The sequence below is a fragment of the Paenibacillus sp. MAHUQ-63 genome (assembly GCF_028765165.1).
In the GTDB taxonomy this organism is placed as follows: Bacteria; Bacillota; Bacilli; order Paenibacillales; family NBRC-103111; genus Paenibacillus_E.
This window is the reverse complement of record NZ_JARADB010000002.1, coordinates 38,785-64,425: the sequence shown is the minus strand read 5'-3', so window position 1 is coordinate 64,425 and position 25,641 is coordinate 38,785. Positions and strand designations below refer to the sequence as shown.

Below are 25,641 nucleotides of genomic sequence, written 5' to 3'. Positions count from 1 at the left end.
CTTCACCCAGCCGACTGTACAAGACGTTTCATCTCTGCAGCTGCCGCCTTTCTGTTCGCTTGGCCTGTGATCCCTCCTCCGACGATGACCAAATCAGGCTTGGCTTGCAGGACTTCAGGCAGCGTCACAAGCTTAATTCCGCCGGCGATAGCGGTCTTAGCTTTTTTCACAACCCGTTTGATGGTCGCCAGATCCTCGAGTGAATTTTTGCCCGCAGCCTGGTGGTCGTAACCGGAATGAACGCAAATGTAGTCAACGCCAAGCTCATCAATTTCGCGAGCCCGTTTCTCCATATCCGGAACGTTGATCATATCCACCATGATTTTGGTGCCCTGCTTACGTGCTTCCGTGACGGCGCCGCTAATTGTCGTATCATCGGAAACGCCTAATACCGTAATAATACTTGCTCCGGCCTCAGATGCTTTCATGACCTCATAGCCGCCCGCATCCATGATTTTCAAATCAGCCAGCACACGCAAATGAGGAAAAGCGGTTTTGAGTTCTTTCACGGCCCGCAAGCCCTCGTTAATAATGACAGGGGTCCCAATTTCCACAACATCGACGTATTCCGCCACTTCACTTACGATTTCTTTTGCTCCTGGAATATCGACCAGATCCAACGCGAGTTGGAGTTCCATATCACATCTCTCCTTTAAAATAGTTCATGTTAAAAAGCATAGGATCATTGTAGTTCTTCACTGTTCGTTCGAAAAGTAGGCACTTCTGCGTGCGTAGTTACTTGGAGGTGCCTACTTGGGATTGGCTCCGATAATAAAAGGCCTTGAGGAAGTGTCCTCAAGGCTTGTTGTTACGACGATTTATTCGGCTTCTCCGATCAATATTTCCTTTTCCCCACTTCCGCCTCCGCCATCGTTTCCGTAAAGACGCTCTCCGGCGTAACGATTCTCTTGGGTAAGCTGCGTCCTTGAATCAGCTCGTTGACAGCTTGCATCAAGTTGGGGCCAAGCAGCGGGTTGCACTCCACGACGCTGTTGATTTTGCCCTCCGCCATTTTCTCAAACGCTTTATTCGTTCCGTCCACCGAAACGATGATAATGTCCTTGCCCGGCCGCAAGCCGTATTCCTCGATCGCTTCGATCGCCCCGAGCGCCATATCGTCATTATGCGAATATAAGACACGAATATCCCGGCCCATCTCGGACAAGTACGATTGCATGACTTGCTTGCCCTGTGCGAATGTGAAATCGGCGGACTCGGTTTTTAATATGCGTAAATTCGGGTGGTCCTTGATCACGTCGCGGAACCCTTTCCCTCTCGCGATGGAAGGCGTCGATCCCTCGGTGCCGGCAAGCTCCGCGATACCAATCGTGTCTTTGTGCCCGCTCATTTTATCGACGATATATTTGCCGGCTTTCCTGCCCTCTTCATAGAAATCGGAGCCTATGTAGGTCACGTACAAAGAAGGATCGCTCACATTCGCCAACCGGTCCAGGATGATCAGCGGGATGCCGGCTTGCTTCACTTCGCTTAGAATCGGCTCCCAGCCCGACTCAATAACGGGGGCGATGGCAATGACGTCCACCTTCTGCTTCATAAAGGAACGAATCGCCTCGAACTGCTTGGATTGCGATTGATCGGCATTGGCAAAACGCAGTTCAATGCCCGCCTCTTCCGCCGCTTCGCGAATCGACGTCGTGTTGGCATTGCGCCAGGCGCTTTCTGCCCCCAGCTGGGAAAAGCCCAGCACGATCGGACGTGAGGGCGTCTGCATCGGTTCCGTTTGGATCACGTTCTTGATAACCGTCTTCTCGTCACCGGGACTATAGGAATCGGAAGACGATTTGTAGACGGAATCAAACGTAGACAGGATTAAAATCATGCCCAACAAGAGCAGGATCAGCAGCTTGCTTTTGAATAATGACATCAACGATCTACTGAGCATCGGAGTCTCCCTCTCAGGCCAAAGTAGGCAGCATATGCCATTGCTAGTATTATAAACCGCTTCCAACCATGTGACAACATGCCGGTGGCTATTAGCGCCCGTTCAAAGCAAAAAGGGTGATGCATGACAGTTGCAATGCCTTGCATAACCCACTTATGCCGTTACTCGGCCTTCCGTATCGACCACTTCCGCTCGCTCAACGCTTTCTGAAGCAAAATGAACAAGCACAGCAGCAAGCCGATGACGATTTTCGTCCACCATGAGCTTAGCGTTCCCTCGAAGCTGACGATCGTTTGAATCACCCCTTGGATGAGTACGCCAAAGAAGGTGCCGGCCACATAACCTACGCCGCCGGTTAACAGCGTACCGCCAATGACCACGGCCGCAATCGTATCGAGTTCCATCCCCATCGCGTGCAAACCGTACCCCGAGAGCATATAGAACGTAAAGACGACACCTGCGAGCGCGGAGCAGAAGCCGCTGAAGGCATAGACCCCCATTTTGGTTCTGGCGACCGGCAACCCCATCAGAACCGTCGACTGCTCGCTGCCTCCGATGGCATACGTATTGCGCCCGAAGCGCGTATAATGGGCCATATACATGCCTGCAGCAACTACAAGCAGTGCTATAACGACGCTGATCGAGATGAAACTGCCGCCCGGCAGCGGGATTTTGGTTTGGGCGATGCTCGTGTACAGCGGATTATCGATTGTAATCGTGTCGATGCTGATCACATAGCACAGCCCCCGTGCCAGGAACATGCCCGCCAGCGTGACGATGAACGGTTGAATGTGGAAGTAATGGATGATCGCGCCCATGCCCCACCCGAACAGCGTGCCCAGGATAAGCACAAGGGGGATCACCAGCACCGGCGACCATCCCGCTTGTACCAGCGATGCGGAGATCATCGTCGTTAATGCGATGACGGAGCCGACCGACAGATCGATTCCGCCGGAGACGATCACGAAGGTCATGCCCACGGCCGTAATGAGCAGGAAGGCGTTATCGATGAGCAGATTCAGCACAACCTGCAGGGAGAAGAAGCCGGTATACCGGAAGGAACCTGCGATATACATTAGGACGAATAAGCAGACGGTGACATAGATCGGTACGTACTTGCGATTAAGCAGCATGGCGTTTGACCTCCCGTTCGGCCGGATAGTGGCGTGTTCTCCAGCGGTGCACAATCGCCCCGCGGAACGTTTCGGATTGAATCAAGCAGACGGCCAGCACGACGAAGGCCTTGACTACCAGTGTAATCTCGGGCGGCACTCCGATCATATAAATCGTAGTCGTCAGCGTCTGAATAATGAGCGCGCCGATCAGCGTCCCGCTAAGATAAAACCGCCCGCCGTTCAACGAGGTGCCCCCGATCACGACGGCTAGAATCGCATCGAGCTCGTACCATAAGCCGGCGTTGTTGCCGTCCGCGCTAGACACGTTCGAGCTCAAGATCAGGCCCGCCACCCCGGCACAGAACCCGCAGAAAATGTACACGGTCAGCATGACGGTGCGCGAGCGGATGCCGGCCAAGTGGCTCGCCGTCGGCTTGCAGCCCACCGACTCGATGAACAGGCCGAGCGCCGTTTTGCGGGTCAGCAGCGCAGCCACCGCAAACACCAGCGCGACAAGGAAGATGGAGAACGGCAGCGTCGCCAAGGAGCCTGCGCCAATGTATTTATAAGAGGAGCTGGTGACCGTAATGATCTGCCCTCCCGTAATGAGCTGCGCGATCCCGCGACCGGCGACCATAAGGATCAGCGTGGCGATAATCGGCTGAATGCCGGCCTTCGCGACGAGAAAGCCGTTCCACAGCCCGAGTACCACGGACAGCAGAAGCGATACCGACACCGCGAGCACGAGCACGCCCAGGGTGTTCTGATCGCTGCTCTTGCTGATCGTTAAACAGGCCAGCGCTCCGGAAATGGCGACGACAGAGCCGACCGACAAATCGATGCCTTTGGTTGCAATCACCAGCGTCATCCCGATGGATACCAGGATCAGCGGAGATCCGAAATTCAAAATATCGATCAAGCTTCCGTATAGATGCCCCTCCTTCATTTGAATGGAGAAAAAGGCCGGAGAATAAATAAGATTAAATACGAGCAGCAAAGTTAACATGCACAACGGCCAAAATAAATGATGCTTCAGCATTCCCTTCATGCCTCTCAACCTCCTGCTATCGCTTTCATGACATTGCGCTGACTGATTTCTTCGCCGGACATTTCCTTGACTTTCTTGCGGTCTCTGAGTACGACGATGCGTTCGCTGACCCGGAGCACCTCTTCGAGTTCGGAGGAAATGAAGAGCACGGACATCCCCTTCTGGGCAAGCGAGAGCACCAGCTTCTGAATTTCCGCTTTCGCCCCGATGTCGATTCCCCTTGTCGGCTCATCCAAAATAAGCAGCTTCGGGTTCATCAGCAGCCATCTGGCCAGCAGCACCTTCTGCTGGTTGCCTCCGCTTAAGTTTTTGATGAGATGCTCCGGATTCGGCGGATTAATATTCAGCGTACGGATGTACTCATCGGCAATCTCGTCCTGGCGCTTACGCGGAATGGCCTTAAACCAACCGCGCGTCGCCTGCAGCGCGAGAATGATATTCTCACGAATCGTCAAATCGTCAATGATGCCCTCGGTTTTGCGGTTCTCGGAGCAGAAGGCGATGCCGTGGTCGATCGCCTGCCTCGGGGTGTGAATCGCAGCCGGTGAATCGGACAATTGCAGCTTGCCCGAATCCGCGCGATCGGCGGCAAACATCAGTCTCGCAAGCTCCGTTCGCCCCGAGCCGAGCAGACCGGCCAATCCAACGATTTCTCCTTTGCGTATCGTCAAATCGGTCGGCTCGATGGAGCCTTTGCGGCCGATGGAATACGCTTCTAACAAATTCTCGGCGGTATTGCTGCTTGCAGCCGTTCTCGGGAGATCTTCCAGCACGTGCAGATCTTTCCCGATCATCTTCGAAACCAAATCTATACGGGAGAGTTCTTCCGCCATATACTCTCCGACAAATTCTCCATTACGAAGAATGGTTATTCGATCCGAAATTTCATACACCTGGTCGAGGAAATGCGTCACGAACAGGATCGCCAGCCCCTCGTTCTTCAGCCTTGTCATGACTGTGAAAAGCTGCATCACTTCGCCCCGGTCCAAGCTGGACGTCGGTTCATCCAGAATAAGCACCTTGGCCGAGATACTGACCGCCCGGGCAATGGCGATTAATTGCTGCACAGCCACCGAATAATGGTGCAAAGGCTGCGTCACGTCGATCTCCAAATTCATTCGCTTCCGCAGCAGCTCCGCCGCTTCTTGGTTCATTTTCTTCCATAAAATCCGTCCGAACCTCCGCGGTTCGCGGCCGATGTAAATATTTTCCGCTACGGACAGGTTGGGACAAAGATTGACTTCCTGATACACCGTGCTTATACCCTCGCGCTGCGCCTCTTGCGGAGAGCCGATCTGGATCGGCTTCCGATCCAAGGTCACATGACCCTCGTCAATCGAATAGACACCGGTGAGAACTTTGATCAGCGTAGATTTTCCGGCTCCATTCTCGCCCATCAACGCGTGAACTTCCCCCGGGAACAACCGGAAATTGACGCCAGAGAGCGCTTTGACGCCGGGAAATTGTTTATGAATATCCGTCATTTGCATAATCGGTTCGTTTTCTCTCATATGACAACTCCTCTCCTATATAGAGAAAGCCACTCCACCTGCTTCTTGAATGGAGTGGCTTTCCCCTTTTCTTATTAGTATTGACGGGTTGCTAGAACCTTCTTCGCATCTTCGGAAGTAAACACGCCTTCTTTGGTTACAATGCGCTTCTCGATCTGCTTCCCGGCGATAACATCATTGACAGCCTGCATCAATTGCGGTCCAAGCAGCGGATTGCACTCGACGATGAAGTTGATTTTACCTTCGGATGCCGCTGTCATACCGTCCTTCACCGCATCGACGGAAATAATCGTAATATCTTGACCCGGTTTGAGACCGGCCGCTTCAATCGCTTGAATCGCGCCAAGCGCCATATCGTCATTGTGCGCATACAGCACATCGATATCTTTGTGAGCTTTCAGGAACGCCTGCATCACTTCTTTCCCCTTGGCGCGCGTGAAGTCGCCTGTTTGGGAGGCAATGACTTTGAGGTGAGCGTTGCCCTTGATCTCCTCGGCGAATCCGGCCTTCCGGTCGTTCGCCGGTGCGGAGCCCGTTGTGCCTTGAAGCTCAACGATGTTCACATCTTCTTTCGCGTCTTTGTATTTATCGGCCAGCCATTTGCCTGCCTTCTTGCCTTCTTCGACGAAATCGGAGCCGATAAAGGTCACATAGAGCGAAGTATCTTTGGAATCTACGGCACGGTCCGTTAAAATAACCGGGATTTTGGCGTCTTTCGCTTCTTTCAGTACCGTATCCCAACCGGATTCAACGACCGGCGAGAAGGCGATGACATCCACCTTTTGCTGAATATACGTACGAATCGCTTTAATCTGGTTCTCTTGCTTTTGCTGGGCATCGGAGAATTTCAAATCAAAGCCGGCATCCTTCGCCGAATCCTGAATCGATTTGGTATTCGCTGTGCGCCAGCCGCTTTCTGCACCTACTTGCGCGAAGCCTAGTGTAATCTTTTTGGCCGCCGGCGTCGCCGGAGCCGCCGAAGCTGTAGCTGCAGCCGTACTGCTAGCCGGGGCCGCCGATGTGCTTGCCCCTGTGCTGGCGCTATTGCCGCAAGCCGCCGTGAGTAACATCATGCAGGAAGCCGCAACGAGAGCTCCCATTTTTTTCGTCATCTTCATCATCCGTTTCCTCCCCTTGGTTCACCTCTTATGTGGTGTGACCTCATTATAAAACGCTTTCAAAATGCTTTTATACGGAGTTTCAAGCTTATTTTTTGTAATTTTTTATGTATTTCCCCTTACCCGCTGCGGCAAAAGTTTGTTTTTTTAAGATAAAATTGTTATTTCCGGTGAAATGTATCCGGTACCATATCCGCTTAAGCGACAATTTGTTATAGTGAAATGAAGACAACGACCTACACAGTAGAAAGGTTACCTACCTGCTATGAGATTGATCCGATGGATTTCAACCAGCTTGCAGATTAAGCTGCTCACGATGTTTATCATTCTAACGTGTATTCCTCTTATTGCGGTTGGCCTCATCTCTTACCAGAAATCGTTCAAAACGGTATTCGACAACAGCAAAGCAGCCGCCATGCTATCCGCGGACCAGCTGGCCAGAGATCTCGATACGCAATTCATCGATACGAGGAAGCTGCTTGAAATCAGCCAAAACGCGCAGGTGCTTCACTTCTTATTTTCCCAGGAAGACACCTATGAGGATACGAAACAAATCTTAAGAACCATGGATTCGTACCGGCAGACGTACAAATATGACAGCGTTCTCAATATTACAATGGTCAATCTCTACGGCAGAGGCATCAGTGAAAGAAAAGGCCTGTTTCAGCTAGAGAAAAACCCGCTGCGTAATTCTCATTTCACGTATCTAACGAATCATCCGGATGAAGTGCTGATGATCCCGCCCTCCGAGGCTTCCTTGCTTGATCGCATTGACGGATTTCAATATAACAGAACGAAGGTCATCTCCATAATGGCTGCCGTCAAACAGCAGATTACCCATGAAGTAATCGGCTTTATCGCCATTGATTTGGATGATAAGGTTGTCAAACAATTTTGTGATAACGTTACGATCGGTGAAACGGGGTTTTACTTCGTGGTCGACGCTGCAGGGCAGCCGATTTTCACGCCTTCTACGCTCAAAGAGCATGCTAAGCTTCCGTCGCCTGCGGATCTATCGCATATGCTGAACGGCGCCGATACGAATTATATTGATTCTTCGGAAGGTAAACCGAAATTCGTCTACATGTCTCCTTCCCGCATGACCGGCTGGAGTATCGTCGGCTATGTCCCGCTTCAAGAAATCGTCGAAGAAGCGAACTCGATTCGCCAACTGATCATCATCACGGTCGTGCTGAGTTTTATTTTTGCCGTCTCGCTTCATTTCTTTATTTCGTACCGATTGACACACCCGCTTCATCTCTTAAAAAGCAAAATGCAGCTTGCCGCCTCGGGCTATTTGGAAGCTAAGGTCACGCCCAAGGGCAACGATGAAATTGCGCTTCTTGGCAACAGCTTCAACACCATGCTTAGCAAAATTCGGGAACTGCTCGATCAAAGCATTAAGGAACAGGAAGAAATTAAAAAAGCGGAATTACGGGCCTTACAGGCGCAAATTAATCCCCACTTTTTGTACAATACATTGGATTCTATCGTATGGATGGCTGAGGCCGGCAAAAATCACCAGGTGATTCAGCTCGTACAATCGCTTTCCAAGCTTTTCCGCATATCGCTCAGCAAGGGGCGCGACTGGATTATGATCCATAAAGAAGTGGAACACGTCCATAGCTATCTCGTCATTCAACAGATGCGCTACCGCGATATTTTGGAGTATGAGATTGATGTAGACGACCGTTTGAAGCCTTATCCGATCCTCAAAATGACGCTGCAGCCGATTGTGGAAAACGCTTTATACCACGGTTTAAAGAACAAGCGCCGCAAAGGTCTGATCCGGATCGCGGGCCGCATCGCCGACAATGGGGAAATGATGATCGTCGTCGAAGATGACGGCATCGGGATGTCGCCGGAGAAGCTCGAACAGACGCGCCATTATTTATCGAATAAGCAGCTGCCGGAGCAAACCGGGAACGAGGTGTCGGGCGGCTTCGGGCTGCATAATGTGCAGCAGCGGATTCAGCTGTATTACGGAAGCAACTACGGTGTAAGCATCGACAGCGTCCAGAACGAAGGAACGAAGGTTTCCATTCGAATCCCCCTGACAGGAGGCTATGGCTAATGAAAAAAGTACTGCTGGTTGACGACGAAATTTTAATCCGCGAGACGATTCGTGATACGATCCATTGGGAAAAGGAGGGCTTCGTATACTGCGGCGATGCTTCCGACGGGGAGGTCGCGCTGCCGATGATCGAGCAGTATCAGCCTGATATTTTAATTACCGATATTAAAATGCCGTTCATGGACGGATTGGAATTGAGCTCCTTTGTCAGAAAACACATGCCGGATATTAAAATTATTATTTTAAGCGGACATGGCGAGTTCGAGTATGCCCGAACCGCACTGCGGCTGGGCGTGGAGGAATACTGCACGAAGCCGTTCAGCTCGGCGGATCTGCTGCAAATTCTTCGCCAAGTCAGCGACAAGATTGACAGCGAGCGCCGCGAGAAGGAGCAAATCGAGCTGCTGAGGCAAGGAGAAAGCCAGCAAGCAAGCATGACGCAGGTCAAGCTGCTGAATGATCTATGCAGCGGCTTTATTACAACATCCGAAGCTGTACATGCGAGCTCCAAGCTGAACTTGAACCTGTTCGCCCGCTATTACGCAGTAGCGACAGCGGATATCCGGAAGCTGCAAGAAGCGGATACACTGCCGGAAGATATCACCGAGTTCATGAAGCAGCTGGACATCACGGCGCAGCTCAAGCTCGAAGGCGACCATATACGGGTGTTCAAGCGAAGCAAGACCGAATGGGTGTGGATTCTGAAAAGCGAGTCTCAAGATAAGCTAAAGCAAATCTTACTGGCGTTCCAGCACATGCATAATCAAGCCGCTGAAGAGCTGCCCTACTCGATTTCCGTTGGGGTCGGGAGTATTCAAGACCGGATGCAGGGCATCCATGTTTCCTTCCTGGAAGCCATGGAGGACAACTACTTGCGCCGGTTATCCCGCCAAAACCGCCAAGCCATGCTGGACTCCAAGAGCAGCTCGTTGGAACAGTCTATGTTCCTCGACAGGGCGCAGTTTGTCGATTATCTGAAAATCGGCTCGCCGGCCAACGTGCAAACCTTCGTTCAATCGTTCGCCTCCGTCCTTCAGCCAACCGACTGGCACGCTTCGCTGATCGGATATTATATGTTAAACGACCTGACGTTGGAGGTCTTTCGCTCCGCCAAGGATACTTACCCCAGCATCGCAAACTTCGATATAACGCTGCAAACGATGCAAAAATCCATCGAAGCGATTCGCTCTTGGGACGAAGCTTGCGCATACTTAATCCGGTTATCCGAGCAATACTGGCAATGGCGTTCAGGTGCGGCCGACAAGTACGGCGACTTGCTGATGAAAGTGAAAACGTATATCCATGAGCATTACGATAAAGACTATTTCTCCCTCCAAGATGCCGCCAATCATGTGAATTTAAGTCCGGGGCATCTAAGCAAAGTGTTCAGCCAGGAGATCGGGCAGACGTTTATTGAATATTTGACGCAGACGAGAATCCGCAAAGCCATGGAGCTGCTGCAAACGACGCAGGCCAAATCGTATGAAATCGCCTTTCTGGTAGGCTATAACGATGCCCATTACTTCTCGAGCCTGTTCAAGCGGGTTACCGGCATGACAACCAAGCAGTTTCGCAAAAGCGGTTTTCTAAACAAAGACCTGCCTGCGACAGGGAGAGGGGAGCACAAGGACTTTGTCAGTTACTCTTAGAACCTGGCTGCTGCTTGTGGTCATCTTGTGCTTATTCATCGCAATCGCGGTCTACAAGGATACCGCGCCTGCCGCTCCCGCGCCTCCTTCCGCGCCCCCCTCTTCCGGGCAAAAGAACGTGCAGGATCCGGCCTATACGTTCGGGATTATTTATCCGATGGCGCATTCTTTCTATGAGGTCATTACGCAATACGCGGAAAAGACGGCCGCCGCCAACTCGGTGCAGCTGCTCGTCAAAGCGCCGGAAGAGATTAACATCGAACAGCAAATTCAAATGATGGAAACCATGATTAAGATGCGGGTAGACGGTATCGCGATCGATCCGATCGACCCGGACGCCCTCATCCCTGCGATCAACAAGGCGGCCGATGCCGGTATTCCGGTCGTTTGCTTCGAAACCGACGCCCCCGCAAGCCGGCGCTCCGCCTACATCGGTCCCGATCATTACAAGAGCGGGGCTTACATGGGCGAAATCGTGAATAAGCTGATGAAGGGTAAGGGCATGGTGCTGGTCGAATCCGGGATGGCGGATGTGTCCAGTCAGAAGAACCGGCTTACCGGCATGCTTGACTATTTGTCCCGGCATACGGAAATCCAGGTGCTGGAGGTAGGCTACAACGAGGGTTCCTCCGATAAAGCATTAAAGGATATGGAGCGGATGATCGATGACCACCCTCACTTCGATACGCTCATTACCCTCGATATTTTATCCAGCACAGCCTCGATCCTTCTGTGGAAGGCTAAAGGCTTGAAGCGGAACGTCGTCTCCATCGGCATGATGCCGAACGTGAAGGAGGCGCTGATCAACGGGCAGATGACCTCCGTTATCTCGCAAGATGAGCAGGTATGGGGTGATGACATCATCGGGCAATTGCTCCATACGGTACGCGGGGAAAGTGCTCCCTCGCACATCAACACCGGCGTCCGGGAAGTGACGAAGGATTCGTTGGAGTGAGCGTACTCTTTTCCCACCTGCGTCCCCCTATTCCACCGGCTCCAACGAAGAAAACTTCCCTCCGGGCAATAGGAGGGAAGTTTTTTAATGGTTTATTAAATCGAAGCAGGCCGACTGGGTTCCTATGCATAAGCTTGGGCTTACAACGTCTCTACAACGTCTCCGTACTAAGCGTAAATCCTTCGATCACGGCGTCTTCGTCAACCTCGATCAGGATACAGCGTTTTCCTTGATAATTCACCTGTCTCACGTACTTTAAATCTTGCGGACTGACCGTAATCGTGGCTACCTTCGTATCTATCTTAATCGATTTCGAAGTGAACTTCGGAATGACGCTGCTCGCTTTGATTTCATAGTTTTTGTCGTCGACGACCGCCTGGAACGCTCGTTCCACCCTTTCCATCGTCACGTTCTCCACGCCGCTCGCGGACAGCATGCGCCCCACATCTTTATAATCCAGCTTAGGAGGCTCTTCTTCCTCGTTGGACTCGATGACCCGGTGAATTTCCTCGTACACATGAGCGATCGTAGCGGCATCCAGCTGTTCGCCCGCCACTTCCTTCACGATGTCCTCGAAAATGGCTCTCTCTTCTAACGCCGTCACGGTCTTCTCGGCATTTAGGACTTGCTCGATGAATCGCGGATTCGGTTCATTCGCTTTCCCTGCGCAATACAGAATGCGATTCATGTCCGAATAGTTGTCCGTCACGCTAGGATAGAAAAAGCCTTGCTCCGGCGTGTTCAATTTGATGATCGGGTCTACGAAGACGTTGTACTTGAATTCCCTCTCCACATAATCAAACATGAGCGTTTTCCGCTGTTGTTCCGTGGAATTCACGCTGCACAGAATGAACAGATTCGCGAACATCTCGTCCTTTTCGCTCACCTCGGCTTCTTCGTTCCTGGCCTTGGTCGGACGGGAGTATTGTCCACGGACGAAGGTTACCACCGTATCTTGTTCGTATTGGGTATCCACCAGCATTTTCTCCACCAACAAGAGCATGAGATCTTGCCATTCTTCCGGATTCCCGGTTACCAGACCTTGATGAAGAAGCACCTGCGTAGGCTGCTCCGCTTCCTCCTGAAACTTTAACTCGAACATCTTCTGATCTAATTCGCCGGTCAGCAGTTTTTTGAAATTGATCATATAGAGTTCCTGCTTCTCCCTGTCCAATAGGGCGAACGGCTGGCGCTCATAATGGTAAATCTCATTGCTTTCCTTCATGATATACACGTTGAAAATATCGAAAATTTTAAGCATCTCGTGATCCAATTTAAATTGCTTGCGAATATGTGCGATTTCTTTCTTCATCATGATTCGTTAGTCAACTCCTATGAAGTGTAATAGCCTTACTGAGCATTCACATCAAAACAAAAACCCTTCATGAAAAGGGCTTCCACCGTTACAATAGAAAATATAGCGTTAATTGACGCTTCTAATGAAGCGCACATCTGCATTCCTATCACTGGGATGAACTACTCCTGTATGTTAATTCATTATGCTAGATTTCTCAACCGTTTTGAGAATCTATCTTGTCCTTCTACAGTAAAAAAATGTGATGCTTCAGAATAACGCATAAAACGGAGCCCGCAAACCCGCGGCGCTCCGTTTTATTTCAATAAGCTATATGCCCAATGCGGCCAGCAATTTATAAATCATCGCGGCTGCTTCGCCCCTTGTCGTTGTACGGCCAGCGCGGAAAGCGCCATCTTCGTAACCATTCAAGATGCCCGCAGATAGAGCGTGGTCGATCGATGGTTTCGCCCAGGACGGAATGTCCGAGGCGTCTGTCATACTCGGTGCAGATCTCGTCAAACCGGCCGTACTTCTTCCGTATTGCTGCAAAGCTCTCGCTGTCATCACGGCGGCTTCCCCGCGCGTCACGGCGAGCTGCCCTTGGAAGCTAGTCGTGCCGGCTTCCACGTAGCCTTGAATCAGGCCCGCTTGTACGGCGGCCGCGATGTGCGGCTTCGCCCAAGACGGGATATCCGCTTCATCCGAGAAGTTCGTGTCGCGGGAGGCTGCTTCAAGACCTAAGGCCGTAGCCAGCATCTTAGCGAATTCGGACCTCGTAACGGTTGCTTCCGGCCGGAAGCTTCCGTCCGGGTATCCGGCTGTGACATTCATCCCTGCGAGGCGGTGCACGTAGCTTGCCGCCCAATGGCTCGCCATGTCCTTCATCTCTGCCGGTTCATAGGAGAAGACGGCGAACTTCGTGAAGTGGTCGACATTCACCCGAATCGTTCCGCCTTCATTAACGGTACCGCCGAGGAACATCCAACGCTTCTGGCCTGCGTGATAATAGTACACGGCCGGTTGGCTTCCCGGCTTCAATTGCTTGGCCTCGTAGACGAATGAAAGCTCAAGCGGCTTCGAGAACCGATCGCCCGTCGTACTGGACAGTTCGAAAATCCGGCTGACCGGTTGAAGAGCGCCATTCGCGGGAATCTGGTCCGGTTCGACAACCGTGATCCGAATCGTCCCCTTCGAAGACACGGCGCCCGCAGGAACTTGAATCTTTACTCCGCCTTCCAGCTCCAACTGCTTGCTTGCTTCCGGGCTCACATCCGTTTGCCGTTCCTTGCTCCCGGAGGTCGGCGCTGTGCTTCCTCCGGCAGGGGTTCCCTCCGTCTGGCTGCCTTCGCCGGCAGGCTCGCCAGTTTCGGATGCATCCTCTGCCTCCTCGACCGTTACCTTCCGTACCGCTTCCGCGGCAGCGTTCCCCGCTTGGTCGGAAACCCGGTATCGCAGTGTGTAGGTGCCTACCGTGTTGGTATGAACTTCACCTATAACCGTAATCTCGCCCACAGGACCGATATTATCGGTTGCCGTTGCGCCTTGCTCGTTATAAGTCCCGCCGGCTGGCACGGTGACAGGGGACAGTCCATTTAACGCGATGACAGGCGCGGTCTTATCGATGTTGATGGTGAGCGTTGCGATCTTCGTTGTATGCCCGGCCCCATCTTCGGCGCGATAGAGGAGCTCACTCACGCCTTCGGCGGAAATCGCGATCGGGTGGCTGTACGCGTGCCAGGTGCCTCCCGCATCCAGACTGTAGAACAGGTTGACGTGATCCAAGGCTTCTCCTTGCGGACGCAGTGTGACATTGACATCCGAAACGTACCATCCGTTGCTGCCGGCTTGGCCGGCCACCTCCGCTTTCACGGTCAGAGAAGCGCCGCCGTCATCGCTCGCAGGAAGCTGTCCCGATACGTCGAAGCCGGTTAGGGCGTTGTAGGCGGCCTGGATGCCATCGGTATAAAGGCCTGCCTGAGCGGGTCTGTTGAAGAATGGATCCTCTGCGTCGAAGATCAGATTGTTGTTCACCCATACATAGATTTTCCCCTTCGACCTAACTACTTTGTAGAAGTTTTGCGCGCTGATCTCTTCCCGAAGGGCGAAAGAGAACGGACGATTCGATTCCGAGGGGACGCTCAATCGAAGCTGACTGGTTTTCACATTTTCCTCAAAGCCGGCAATATGATAATCGCCTTTTCCCTTATCTTGATACGTAAAGGGTACCGGGTTCCAACCATTCGTCCAGCTGTCGAACTTGAAATCTGCCGAGTTCGATGGAGGCAGCTCAAAGTTCTTGTTCATGTACGAGAACGGACCATGGAACCACAGGATCTTCGCCGATGAAATCTCCGCTTCTGCGCGCAGATCGTATACATACTCGCGCTGACCGTTCTCTGCGTAGTTGCTGTGCCCATAGATCGTGTCTCTCGCTGTGGGAGCGACGGCCATCATCTCCTCCTGGCCATCGACAACCTTGCGCAGCTCGAATTCGTTCGTGGCGTAATTCGTACTTGCCGTCACGTAGTTCCGGTCGTCGACATACGCGAGAATGACGCCCGCCTTACCCTTGTCTGGCAGGGAGCCCGTATTCACATTCACCGAAAATTCATGCCCGAGCATCCGATCGCCCTTCACCGTGAGCGCTTCACCGGCTTCAGGAGACTGCAAGCCCTTCTCGGTAACCGACCACGCTTGATCCCAACCGTTCATATACGTTCCGTATTCGCTCCAACCGGTCGTCACGGTTACGTTATCCATCCGAACCTTGGCCTTGCTGCTGATCAAGCCAATTCGCCCTGGAGCAGCCATCGACTCATGCTCGAACACCGGCCGGTCGTCGTTAAGCGTGTAGTGATCCAATTCCGCAAACAATTTGGCCCCGTTCTTATAGACCCTGAGCGTATGATATTGCTCCGCGAAGTCTTTGGCACGCGGGTCATCGTCCAGGAAGGCGAACGTCGAAGGCAGGTCTATGACCGAGCTCTCCGAAACGCCGTCTATGCGGGACTGGACGACAAGCTTCCGGTCATCGCGGTCGACCAACACATTCACATAATGATGCTCATCCTGATGCCATACCACAATGCCGGCCTGCCCCTCGTCTCCGAAATCCTTGTCATCGAATCGGAGATTGGCCTCTACGAAGACATTTTCCGCTTCGTAACCGTTCAGCAGCACCTGTTTCGAGTCGCCAGGGTTGTTAAAGTACAACGCCTCGTTGTCGATCCGTACGCCTGCCCCCGGGATGTCGTAATGCTGCAAGCTGGCTTCCGAATCGAACCGGTCCTGGAACGTCGGTGTCCAGGCATCCGGATGAATCCCTTCCGAATCATAAGACGTCGGTCCGTCGACGACCATCTCCTGATCCCAGAAGTAGACGCGATCCTTTCCTTGCCCGTTATCGCTGTTCCAGAAAGCCTTATAGGTGGCCCAAGTCTCGAAGCCGTTCGGCCCCTTTATGATATTCGGTTGCGACGGTCCGATAATATCGGGCTCAACCGGATGACCGTTCGTATCGTACAGACCGAAATCCAGATGGTAGAAATTCAATGGGTCCCCGCCGTCTTTACTAATTTCTACGGCAATCACGTTCTCCCCGGCCTGCAGAAGTTCGGCGGGAACCTCGACCATCTTGTAAGCTCGCTGCTGACCATTGAACGCGAAGAACTCCTTGCCGTTCACATACAGCTTTCCATATCCCTCCAGACGATAGCGCAGCGCCGTGGTCTCCGGCACAGCATCCAGATGGAAGGAGCGTTTCGCCCACATGGAGGGCTGACCGTTCGGATGCGCCCATATCTCGGACGTCGCCGTTTTCCCGTTGTTGTAAATGGTCGGGATTTTCCCCGTTCTCGTATCCGGCCAGCCGAAGCCGCCCTCCCCGGATACCCAACCCTTCGTATCGGAGCCGATATGGTTCCAGCCCGCTTGGGGCGCATTGAAGGTATACTGATAAGGCTGACCGCCATGCTCGGCCGTCGGCAGGATGACCTTATATTTCAGGAGCAACCCCTCCATATTGCGCGCCAGCAGCTTGCCCGGGTATTTGGTTTCATTAGTAATTTTATCGTAGCTGTCCGCTTGCGCCACCCCGGTCTCATAAAGTCCTGTTTCCGGGAACATCTGATTTCCGACATACAACATGTAATACTGGCCGTTATGGTAGAATAGCTCCGGTCCTTCGAAATTGACGAAGTTCACATTGGCCCATTGGCCCTTCTGTGTATGAACCGTCTCGATCGCCTTGCTCCGGCCCGGATGGCCCTTCTCGTTGAAGAACGATTGTACGTTCCATACCCACGCTCCGGCATTCCCCGGCTTAGCCTTCCCGGTATTCGGATCCACCTCGTCCGGATTTACCTTGCGCAAGAAGATCAAATCCCCGTTGTGCGCAACGAACAGCTGCGGGTCAATACCATCGTCAAACTTCTTATCCCAGAGGGCGTTACGAAAATCCGGTACCGTATTCATCGTACTCGGGTCTCCGTAGATCAACGAGGTGCCATTGTAGGTATAGAACATCACCCCGTTGTGAAAGAACAGGTCAGATGCCCCTAATTCGTTGTAATCAGCCGGATTCACTGTCGGAGGCATCGTACTCGGGTCATTTGAAATTAACCTATAAGGACTTTCCCAATGAATCATATCCTTCGACCGATACACATGTCCGAGTGTACCGGTTCCCATCGCATAATAGTAGCCGTTATACTTCTCGATCGTTCCGTCATAGAGAGTAGCCTTCTTGCCTAGATCGGGCCCTGTATCGACACGAAACAGGTTATCTATTTTCTCTAGAGCGGATGGGTACACCGTGACTTCACTGCTCGCCGTCAAGCCTCCATCTTCGGTTGTTACCGTTATGAATGCGTTGCCCGGTCCCACGGCCGTCACTCTGCCGCTCGTATCAACGGCTGCCACGGAAGGATCCGAAGTCGACCAGGTTACATGAAGATTCGATGCGTTCTTAGGCACGATCGCGGCTGACAGCAGATGCGTCCGATCTACCGCTAACGCAACTTTCGGGTGATTCAGAGAGATCCCCGCGACCGGTATGCCCTTGACTGTAATAACCACAGAAGCCGTATGCCCCCCTTCCGCTGTCGCCACGGTAATCGTTGCTGTACCTGGCTGAAGCGCTGTCACGACACCCGATTCGTCAACCGATGCTATAGACGAATTGTCGGAAGACCAGCTTACCTTCTGATTCGACGCATTGGCAGGCAGGAACTTCGGCGTTAAGGCTTGCGTCGTTCCCACCGTAATTTCTGCGTCCTCAGGCGTAAGACTTACCCCAACAACCGGAATATTCTCGACAGTTACGATGCTCATCGCCTTGTATTCCCCATCGACCGTTGTCACGGTAATGGTCGTCGTTCCTTCCGATATCCCTTGCACGGCAGCCTTCAGACCGCCGGTCGATGTAACTTTCGCGACGGATTCGTCGCTGGAGGACCAGATCACATCCTGATTCGTCGCATGCTTCGGGATAACCGTTGCAGCGAGCTCCTGCGAAAGCCCCGTCCCCAGCGTAACCGCCGTCCGATTCAGGCTGACGCTTTGCGGATGGACCGTACCTACGACAGGCTCGACGGCAGCATGGTACAAGCGAACGTCATCGATAACCCCGTTGAAGTTGGCTCCTGTCGCCGATCCGTCGAAAGCATCGACGGCGAATCTCGCACCAAGCGCCCCCTCGTTAGCTGCTGCGGCAACTTTGTCGAAAGACGTAACCGTTTCTTTGACCAATTGTCCGTCAAGGAACAGCTTGAAGGATTGATTACCGAAAGAAACGGATACGTGATGCCATTCGTCTGCACCGGTCAGCTCTGTGGAAAGAAGGACTCGATCAATTTTGGGTTTGTTATTCACAACGGCAGCCTCAAGCTTCCCTCCATGAATTTGAATGGCCAGACCTGCCCCATTGCCTCCGCGCTCGAACAATACCTGTCTGGTGTTCAGATCCGCCGGCTTGAACCACATCGCAGCGGTGAATGCGGAGAACTCATCCCTTAAGAACGGCATTGTATTCGTATTGAGTTGTAGGATGCTTGACGATCCATTGAAGGAGAAGGCCCCGCCGTCAACACCGCCATCCGGCAGCCAGGCTCCGACAGCGCTTACAGAATGATGCCCGTTGCCAGAGGAATCCTCTGCAACTTGCCTGCCGTTGTAAGCGAATGGCGCATCCAGCTTGTACCAGGCCTCCAGTCCCTCGAAGGGCATGGAGATCCGCGACGGAAGGACGGTAACAACGCTCTCAGCTGTATAATGGCCATCCGCGGTTGTCGCGGTTACGGTTGCACTGCCCGCTTTTTTGCCTACGACGGCTGCTTGTCCTGAACCGTAAACGGCGACCGTCACGACGGATTCATCGCTGGAAGTCCAGGTGACATTGCGATTCGTCGCGACCGACGGCTGGGGAGAAGCGGTAAGATACACCGATTCGCCGACCGTCGCGGTCAACCGCGCCTTATCCAGGGTGACCCCGGTCACTTCGATCGAAGGCATAACCGCTCTGTCGTACAAACGCACATTATCGATCATCCCGTTGAACCAAGCCCCGGTCTTGTTGTCTCCTCCGAATGCATATACGGCGTATTTTGCGCCGATGGCAGCTTCGTTAAGTGCGCTATTCACTTTTGTAAACGACGTTGCAGCCGTTGCGGCGACCTTCCCATCCAAGTACAGCGTGAACGTTCCTTCGTCGAAAGTAACCATCGTATGGTGCCAAGATGTAGTATCTGTAAAATCGACGGACAAGGTTGTCCGCTCACCGCTCACTACAGCGGCCTCCAGCTTGTTCGCGTTCAATTGAATCGCCATACCGGACGCATTGCCTCCGCGTTCGTACAGCACCTGGAGCTTTTGCGTATCGTTCGCTTTAAACCATAACGAAGCGGAATGCTCCGTGAAGGCCTCTTTCAGGTACGATCCTGCCGGAGCTGACCCCAAGTTCAGCTGAATCAGATCACTGACGCCGTTAAATGATAAGGCCCCGCCGTATACGCCGCCATCCTCGACCCAAGTGCCGATTGCACTGATGGAATGATGACCATTGCCGGAGGAATCCTCCGCCATGTTCTTACCGTTAAGTTCATAAGGCGCATCCAGCTTGTACCAAGCCAACAATCCTGGCTCCCCGCTTTTCTCCAAAGCATAAGCTTGGCCACCCGGCATCGCGCTGCATACGAGCGCCATGATGAGGATGAATGCGATTAACTGCCGTAAGTTGCTCAATTTGCCCCTCCCCCATAATCTTGGTATGGCTTCAAGGAAGAAAGCGCTTTCCAAGAAGCTTTTTCATTATAGTCTCTGATTTCCCCCGGTGGATTCCAATAATATGACATTCCACTCCAAATTTTTGACTTTCTCACCCCTTTTACGGGAACCCGCCGTGAGATACATCACAGTCAAGCATGCGTGGAACGTTTAAAATTCAGATATAGGCTAAAAAGGAGGCACCTCCATGAATACTGTACAAAATATTTATTCGATAACCAGTCAGGTTGAGATGAATAGCTACCTGCATTGGCGTTGGATGCTCGAGAAACAATTTCGTTCACTCCATGTCGTATATGAAGATATAACGAAAGGTTTACATTTGATATTAGAACTCTCCGTTCGCATTGAAGCAGAGAATAACAGGCCTCAACGGATGATATTCATTCAGGATTTGGTGAAGGAGATCCGGAGCTTATTAGATGTCCTTTATCCTTTTCAGAAGATGGAGAAAGACCTGCTTTTCCTAGCATCCACTTCCTACGCGGCTTTCCAAATCTCACTCTGTGAGCTTCTTGAACAAGAGCTTCATCACATTGTGGAAATACTCAAATTATTTTATACGAGAACTCAGCGGATGACGGGAAGGATAACGAAAAAAGAAGCAAAAGAACTAACGCGATGTCTCACAATAACGATTCACCCCCTACAAAAACATCTTGACCAAATCGAACGCGAATTGTTCCCTTCCGTGTTGGAATGGCTTCAGTAAGGATTAACCGGTCTTTTTTAGATTGCGAAAGTCCATGCTTTCCTGCTTATGATATGATATTCTATATATTCAAATGTTCGAATATTAATAAGTAGGGGAGACTGCTATGTATCAAGAAATACAGCATTTTAAAGCCGATTTTTTCAAGGCGCTAGCACACCCATTGCGTATAAGAATCCTTGAAGTTTTGGTCGAGGGTGATAAAACCGTTAATGAGATACAAGCTATCTTAGGCAGCGAGGGTTCTGCCGTTTCGCAGCAGTTAGCCGTATTAAGGAATAAAAACGTAGTCCGCGGGATTAAAGACGGAACTTCAGTCATCTACTCTCTAACGGACCCCTTAATTAAGGATCTGCTTATTGTTGCCAAGCAAATTTTTGACAATCATCTTGTGAATGCTATTTCAATGTTAGAAAATATAAAAAATCAGTAATTCACACAAAGGGAGTAAATCGGGTCCTAATTCTCGATGACTTCCTTTTTGTTTATTTAGAAAATAACAAATTGACATCCATTTGTTTTGGATATATGATTTTTTATATATTCAAATAATCAGATATTTATAACGGGTGGGAATGAATATGAAATTCTCTTTTAGTGGCAGATTCCAGGGCTACAATCGAAAAAAATTTCAAAATGACTTGATTTCAGGTTTCATTGTAGGTATTGTCGCCATTCCATTAGGAATGGCGTTTGCAATTGCTTCAGGCGTAAAGCCTGAGTACGGGCTATATACCACGTTCGTAGCTGGAATATTAATCTCCTTACTCGGGGGGTCCAAATTTCAAATCGGCGGTCCGACTGGCGCATTTATACCCATTCTATTTGCGATCGTCATGCAGTATGGGTACGAAAACTTGCTTATCGCAGGTTTTATGGCTGGCGTCATTTTATTATTCATGGGAATCTTCAAATTAGGCAGTATTATTCAATTTATTCCACGCCCTGTAACAATAGGTTTTACGACAGGAATTGCTGTTACCATATTCAGCGGACAAATTGCCAATTTCCTCGGATTGCGCGACCTTCATAAGCATCAGGATTTCCTCTCTAATATCAAGGAATTAGGCATTCATATTTCAACAATTAATAAGTATAGCGTCATAACTGCTGTGATCTGTCTGATTCTTATCCTTGTGACGCCAAAACGGTTACCCAAAATTCCTGGTTCATTAGTAGGATTATTGATTTCTACGATTGTTGCATCCCTATTCTATCCTGACCAAGTTGCAACCATTGGTTCTACCTACGGTGCAATTCCATCCAGCTTGCCTGGCATACATGTGCCGGCACTCTCCATTGAACACATGCAAACTTTAATAAAGCCCGCTTTTGTCATAGCTATGTTAGGTGGCATTGAATCCTTACTTTCAGCCGTCGTCGCTGATGGCATGGCGGGAACCAGACATAACAGCAACCGCGAATTGATTGGTCAAGGTATTGCTAATATGGTAACTCCGCTGTTCGGGGGTATTCCTGCAACAGGAGCTATTGCACGGACGGCAACAAATATTAAGAACGGTGCGGAGTCTCCCCTCTCCGGGGTCATTCACGGTGTAGTCGTTCTGTTGGTTTTGTTCTTATTTGCTCCCTATGCTTCGAACATCCCGCTTGCGAGTATGGCCCCCATTCTAATGGTCGTTGCTTGGAATATGAGTGAGCGTAAGGAGTTTGCTCGCGTTCTAAAAACCAAAACAGCGGAGTCCTTGGTTTTGCTTACTACCTTTTTTCTAACGGTTTTGGCAGATTTGACAATCGCTGTTGAAGTTGGATTAGCCTTGTCAGGTATTATTTTTGTCAAACATATGAGCAGCCTTCTCACTACGGCCAAGGTGTTGCCCGTTCCTTCCGAGAAAAATGAACAAGCAGCCGCACACGTGTTGGTTGAGCAGCATCATTGCCCTCAAATCAATGTCTACGCCGTCGAAGGCGTTATGTTCTTTGGGGCTGCCACGCTGTTTGAGAAAGCCATAATGGACGAAACCCATGACAAACCCAAAGTGTTCATATTGAAAATGGCCGCTGTTCCCTATTTAGACTCTACAGGGGAATCCATTTTATCCGGTATTATCAAACATTTTCACAAGCACGGCGGCCGCGTACTCATTGCCGAACTGCAAAACCAACCGCGCCAAATGCTTAAAAGAACAAGATTAGACGACTTTATCGGGCAGGAACACTTTTTCGAAAAGACAGGCGACGCAATTAGCTTTGCATTAACGAAGCTTGACCATTCTCAATGTCATACGGGCAAGCACTTCGCATAACGTTATCAACGATCGAACCCGCTTGGATGAAATGCCGGTATGATTTGACGCATTCATTTTTATTTACATTTGTGATCTCCCTCACAACAGTAGACGCTCAATTTCATTATCATGATAGGGACTGAACTACTCATGAATTTGGAAAGGGGGCGTACACATGGAAACTGCTTTACTCCAAACCCGCGACTACCAAGAATACCCGTTTATCGTGATTTGGGAAGTGACCCGTGCTTGCGCTTTGAAATGCTTACACTGTCGGGCAGAGGCACAGTACAAATCGGATCCCAGGCAGCTTACTTTCGAGGAAGGCAAGAGACTGATTGATCAAATCGCCGATATGCAGCATCCCTTATTCGTTTTCACAGGCGGCGACCCGTTAATGCGAACTGATTTATTTGAGCTTGCGGATTATGCCATACGGGAGAAACATCTGCCTGTCTCAATGACGCCAAGTGCGACTCCAAAGGTAACAAGAGAAGCTATTATAAAGGCTAAAGAGGTCGGTCTTTCCCGTTGGGCTTTCAGCTTGGATGGCTCGACCGCCGAAATTCATGATCATTTCCGGGGAACCAAGGGGTCCTTCGATATGACCATGCGGGGAATCTCTTACCTGCAAGAGCATCAGATTCCGATCCAGATCAACACTACGGTCTCCACTTACAATTTGCATGATTTAGCAGCTGCTGCTCAAAAGGTGAAGGAGATGGGAGCCGTCCTCTGGAGTTTGTTCTTTCTTGTACCCACAGGCCGGGGCATGCGGAAAGATATGATCACTCCCGAACAACACGAGGATGTCATGAAATGGCTGTACCACCTGGGACCCCAGATGCCGTTTGGCATCAAGACCACAGAGGCACCTCATTATCGCAGGGTCATCGCACAAGAAAGGAGTCTGGAGAAATTCCAGGCCAACCAATCAGGGGAGCCCGCTTCCCTTAAGCATTTCGATCGTTTGGGACGGGCTCCTAAAGGCGTCAACGACGGTGATGGCTTTGTATTCATCAGTCATACCGGGGACGTATACCCTAGCGGATTTCTGCCTGTCCCCTGCGGCAACGTTAGACAGACACCTCTGCTCGATATTTACCGCAATTCGCCAATTATGCGCCAATTGCGGGATAAATCCCTGCTGAAGGGCAAGTGCGGCTGCTGTGAATTCAAAGAAATCTGCGGTGGATCCAGGGCCAGAGCTTATGCGGTAACAGGCGATTATTTGGAAAGCGATCCGGCCTGCTCGTACATCCCAAGAGCTTATCAATAATTGCTAAGGGAGGGCGCTTCGCTATGCTGCAAACAATGTTTCGTTTCCCTATTCTTTACATCTTGATAACAGCCGCGTCGGGAGTGGTATTGCGGGGGATGGCCCTCTTGCCTGCATGACCAAACAGATATGAGCCGCTTCTGCATGCTCATTCCCACATCGCTTTGCTTGGTTGGGGATATTCAGCGCTTATGCTGTTCCAACGCCTAAGGATTCCCAGCGAGGCTGTTCTCCATCGGAATAAGCCAGGGCTACGGCTCCAATATGTGCGCGCCCGCCATGAATATGAAACACATAATCATTCCCCATGAAGGCCGTTTCAATATGAATTGGCAGGGGCATTACTGCTCTCTCCAATGCCGGAGCGCCTCGATATCATGAATCACAAAGCCTGAACGATCCGTTTCTACGATGCCGTCCCTGCGCAAATGGTTCAGCAGACGATTCACCGTTTCCCTTGTGGTTCCTATCGCATTAGCGATATCTTGATGGGTCATCGGGATTTCGATAAACAGCCTTCCATTGCTCATCCGTCCGTTCGTCTCTGCCAGTTTAAGCAAGAATAGCTGCCCTCTATTCTGCACATCCTGTCCGGTCAGTTCTTGCAGCTTTCCCTGCAGCTCAAGGATTTTCTCGCTCATTACCCGCAAGAGCTTCACCGCAATCCCGGGGGTATGGCTAAGGAATATTTCGAATGGCTTGATGGGCATCGCAAGCAGCGTCGTAGGTACGATGGTCTCAGCGGTGGCCGGATAATGATTCGCATGGAACAAGCCGGTATGTGGAAACATGTCCCCGGTTTTCAGGAACGATACGATTTGCTGATGACCGTTTTCATCTGTCTTATATGTCTTAATTAAGCCACTCTGAATGAAGTATACGGCTTCTTTATCACTTCCTTCCGTAAATACGACCGATTTCTTGCGATAGGAACGCTGAATCATGATCCTGCGAACCCCCTCCAATTCTCCCTCCGTCAAATCCCGAAACAAGGGAACTTGGCGCAGGATCTCCCCGGCATCATTGTTTTTTACGTTCATTGCCAGACTCACTCCTGTAACAAGTATTCTGTGCCAAACATGCCTCAGAGAGCCAGACAATCTCCGGCTCACCTGCGAATAGGCTACAAATAATCCAGCTGCTCTCTGGCCGCTTCCGACATATGCTCAGGCGTCCAGTGCGGCTCCCAAACGACCTCTACATGAACATTCGCGATGCCCGCCTGCCCCTCCAAAGCACGGCGAACCCCGCCTACGATGGTGTCATGCAACGGACAGCCCGGCGTTGTCAACGTCATTCGAATTGCAACACCTCCTCCCGTAAGTTCGATCGCATAGACGAGGCCTAAGTCCACAATATTAACACCTAGCTCCGGATCAAACACTTGTTTCAGGTACTCTCTAATTTCCCCAATGGTTCGTACTTGCTCCATACTCCAATCACTCTCCAT

The 25,641-nt window shown here is 51.1% G+C and carries 18 protein-coding genes; 7 read left to right on the top strand and 11 right to left on the bottom strand.

Annotation, left to right across the window (positions count from 1 at the left end):
- Positions 1 to 2: 2 nt before the first annotated feature.
- From hxlA to PUT07_RS08660, 6 genes are all read right to left on the bottom strand, one after another.
- Positions 3 to 638, bottom strand: a complete 636-nt coding sequence (gene hxlA, locus PUT07_RS08685; protein ID WP_274467565.1) for a 3-hexulose-6-phosphate synthase — start codon at positions 636 to 638, stop codon at positions 3 to 5.
- A 197-nt stretch (positions 639 to 835) separates the two neighbouring features.
- Positions 836 to 1,903 carry an ABC transporter substrate-binding protein gene (locus PUT07_RS08680; protein ID WP_274467564.1) on the bottom strand — a complete coding sequence of 356 codons (1,068 nt, stop codon included), beginning with the start codon at positions 1,901 to 1,903 and terminating at the stop codon, positions 836 to 838.
- Positions 1,904 to 2,064: 161 nt separating this feature from the next.
- Complete coding sequence (gene yjfF, locus PUT07_RS08675) at positions 2,065 to 3,036, bottom strand: galactofuranose ABC transporter, permease protein YjfF (protein WP_274467563.1); 972 nt, start codon at positions 3,034 to 3,036, stop codon at positions 2,065 to 2,067.
- A complete protein-coding gene (locus PUT07_RS08670; protein ID WP_274467562.1) occupies positions 3,026 to 4,066 on the bottom strand; it encodes an ABC transporter permease in 1,041 nt (346 codons plus the stop codon). The genes yjfF and PUT07_RS08670 overlap by 11 nt, the downstream gene beginning before the upstream one ends.
- 5 nt (positions 4,067 to 4,071) lie before the next feature.
- On the bottom strand, positions 4,072 to 5,577 hold the full coding sequence (locus PUT07_RS08665; protein ID WP_274467561.1) for a sugar ABC transporter ATP-binding protein: 1,506 nt from the start codon (positions 5,575 to 5,577) through the stop codon (positions 4,072 to 4,074).
- A gap of 74 nt (positions 5,578 to 5,651) precedes the next feature.
- Positions 5,652 to 6,695: an ABC transporter substrate-binding protein gene (locus PUT07_RS08660; RefSeq protein WP_310188817.1), complete on the bottom strand. Its 1,044-nt coding sequence runs from the start codon at positions 6,693 to 6,695 to the stop codon at positions 5,652 to 5,654.
- Positions 6,696 to 6,960: 265 nt separating this feature from the next.
- Between PUT07_RS08660 and PUT07_RS08655 the strand changes: the two genes are divergently transcribed.
- From PUT07_RS08655 to PUT07_RS08645, 3 genes are read left to right on the top strand one after another with little or no spacing between them, the layout of a single operon-like run.
- Complete coding sequence (locus PUT07_RS08655; protein ID WP_274467559.1) at positions 6,961 to 8,769, top strand: sensor histidine kinase; 1,809 nt, start codon at positions 6,961 to 6,963, stop codon at positions 8,767 to 8,769.
- Positions 8,769 to 10,418 (top strand): response regulator, encoded by a 1,650-nt coding sequence (locus PUT07_RS08650; RefSeq protein WP_274467558.1) that lies wholly within the window; start codon positions 8,769 to 8,771, stop codon positions 10,416 to 10,418. Before PUT07_RS08655 ends, PUT07_RS08650 begins: the two co-directional genes overlap by 1 nt.
- On the top strand, positions 10,402 to 11,373 hold the full coding sequence (locus tag PUT07_RS08645; protein ID WP_274467557.1) for a sugar ABC transporter substrate-binding protein: 972 nt from the start codon (positions 10,402 to 10,404) through the stop codon (positions 11,371 to 11,373). The genes PUT07_RS08650 and PUT07_RS08645 overlap by 17 nt, the downstream gene beginning before the upstream one ends.
- A gap of 151 nt (positions 11,374 to 11,524) precedes the next feature.
- Here PUT07_RS08645 and PUT07_RS08640 read toward each other — a convergent pair whose 3' ends face one another.
- Together PUT07_RS08640 and PUT07_RS08635 are read right to left on the bottom strand one after the other, a co-directional pair.
- Positions 11,525 to 12,688, bottom strand: coding sequence for a DUF4317 domain-containing protein (locus PUT07_RS08640; protein WP_274467556.1), 1,164 nt, complete (start codon positions 12,686 to 12,688; stop codon positions 11,525 to 11,527).
- A 309-nt stretch (positions 12,689 to 12,997) separates the two neighbouring features.
- Positions 12,998 to 19,909: an Ig-like domain-containing protein gene (locus tag PUT07_RS08635; protein ID WP_274467555.1), complete on the bottom strand. Its 6,912-nt coding sequence runs from the start codon at positions 19,907 to 19,909 to the stop codon at positions 12,998 to 13,000.
- A 229-nt stretch (positions 19,910 to 20,138) separates the two neighbouring features.
- On the opposite strand from PUT07_RS08635, the gene PUT07_RS08630 reads away from it, so the two are divergent.
- The 4 genes from PUT07_RS08630 (at position 20,139) to PUT07_RS08615 (ending at position 24,191) form a co-directional block, all read left to right on the top strand.
- Positions 20,139 to 20,663, top strand: coding sequence for a hypothetical protein (locus tag PUT07_RS08630; protein WP_274467554.1), 525 nt, complete (start codon positions 20,139 to 20,141; stop codon positions 20,661 to 20,663).
- A gap of 106 nt (positions 20,664 to 20,769) precedes the next feature.
- A complete protein-coding gene (locus tag PUT07_RS08625) occupies positions 20,770 to 21,096 on the top strand; it encodes an ArsR/SmtB family transcription factor (protein WP_274467553.1) in 327 nt (108 codons plus the stop codon).
- Positions 21,097 to 21,244: 148 nt separating this feature from the next.
- The gene (locus PUT07_RS08620; RefSeq protein ID WP_274467552.1) at positions 21,245 to 22,930 is read left to right on the top strand and encodes a SulP family inorganic anion transporter; all 1,686 of its coding nucleotides are present in this window, start codon (positions 21,245 to 21,247) and stop codon (positions 22,928 to 22,930) included.
- 157 nt (positions 22,931 to 23,087) lie between these two features.
- Positions 23,088 to 24,191, top strand: coding sequence for a TIGR04053 family radical SAM/SPASM domain-containing protein (locus tag PUT07_RS08615; RefSeq protein WP_274467551.1), 1,104 nt, complete (start codon positions 23,088 to 23,090; stop codon positions 24,189 to 24,191).
- Positions 24,192 to 24,380: 189 nt separating this feature from the next.
- On the opposite strand, the gene lpdD is transcribed toward PUT07_RS08615, so the two are convergent.
- The 3 genes from lpdD to PUT07_RS08605 all read right to left on the bottom strand — a co-directional run bounded on the left by lpdD (position 24,381) and on the right by PUT07_RS08605 (position 25,623).
- Positions 24,381 to 24,533, bottom strand: a complete 153-nt coding sequence (gene lpdD, locus PUT07_RS35590; protein ID WP_379239642.1) for a prenylated flavin chaperone LpdD — start codon at positions 24,531 to 24,533, stop codon at positions 24,381 to 24,383.
- Positions 24,533 to 25,231, bottom strand: coding sequence for a Crp/Fnr family transcriptional regulator (locus PUT07_RS08610; protein ID WP_274467550.1), 699 nt, complete (start codon positions 25,229 to 25,231; stop codon positions 24,533 to 24,535). The genes lpdD and PUT07_RS08610 overlap by 1 nt, the downstream gene beginning before the upstream one ends.
- A gap of 83 nt (positions 25,232 to 25,314) precedes the next feature.
- Entirely contained in the window at positions 25,315 to 25,623 is a 309-nt protein-coding gene (locus PUT07_RS08605) for a metal-sulfur cluster assembly factor (RefSeq protein ID WP_274467549.1), read from the bottom strand.
- Positions 25,624 to 25,641 lie beyond the last annotated feature (18 nt).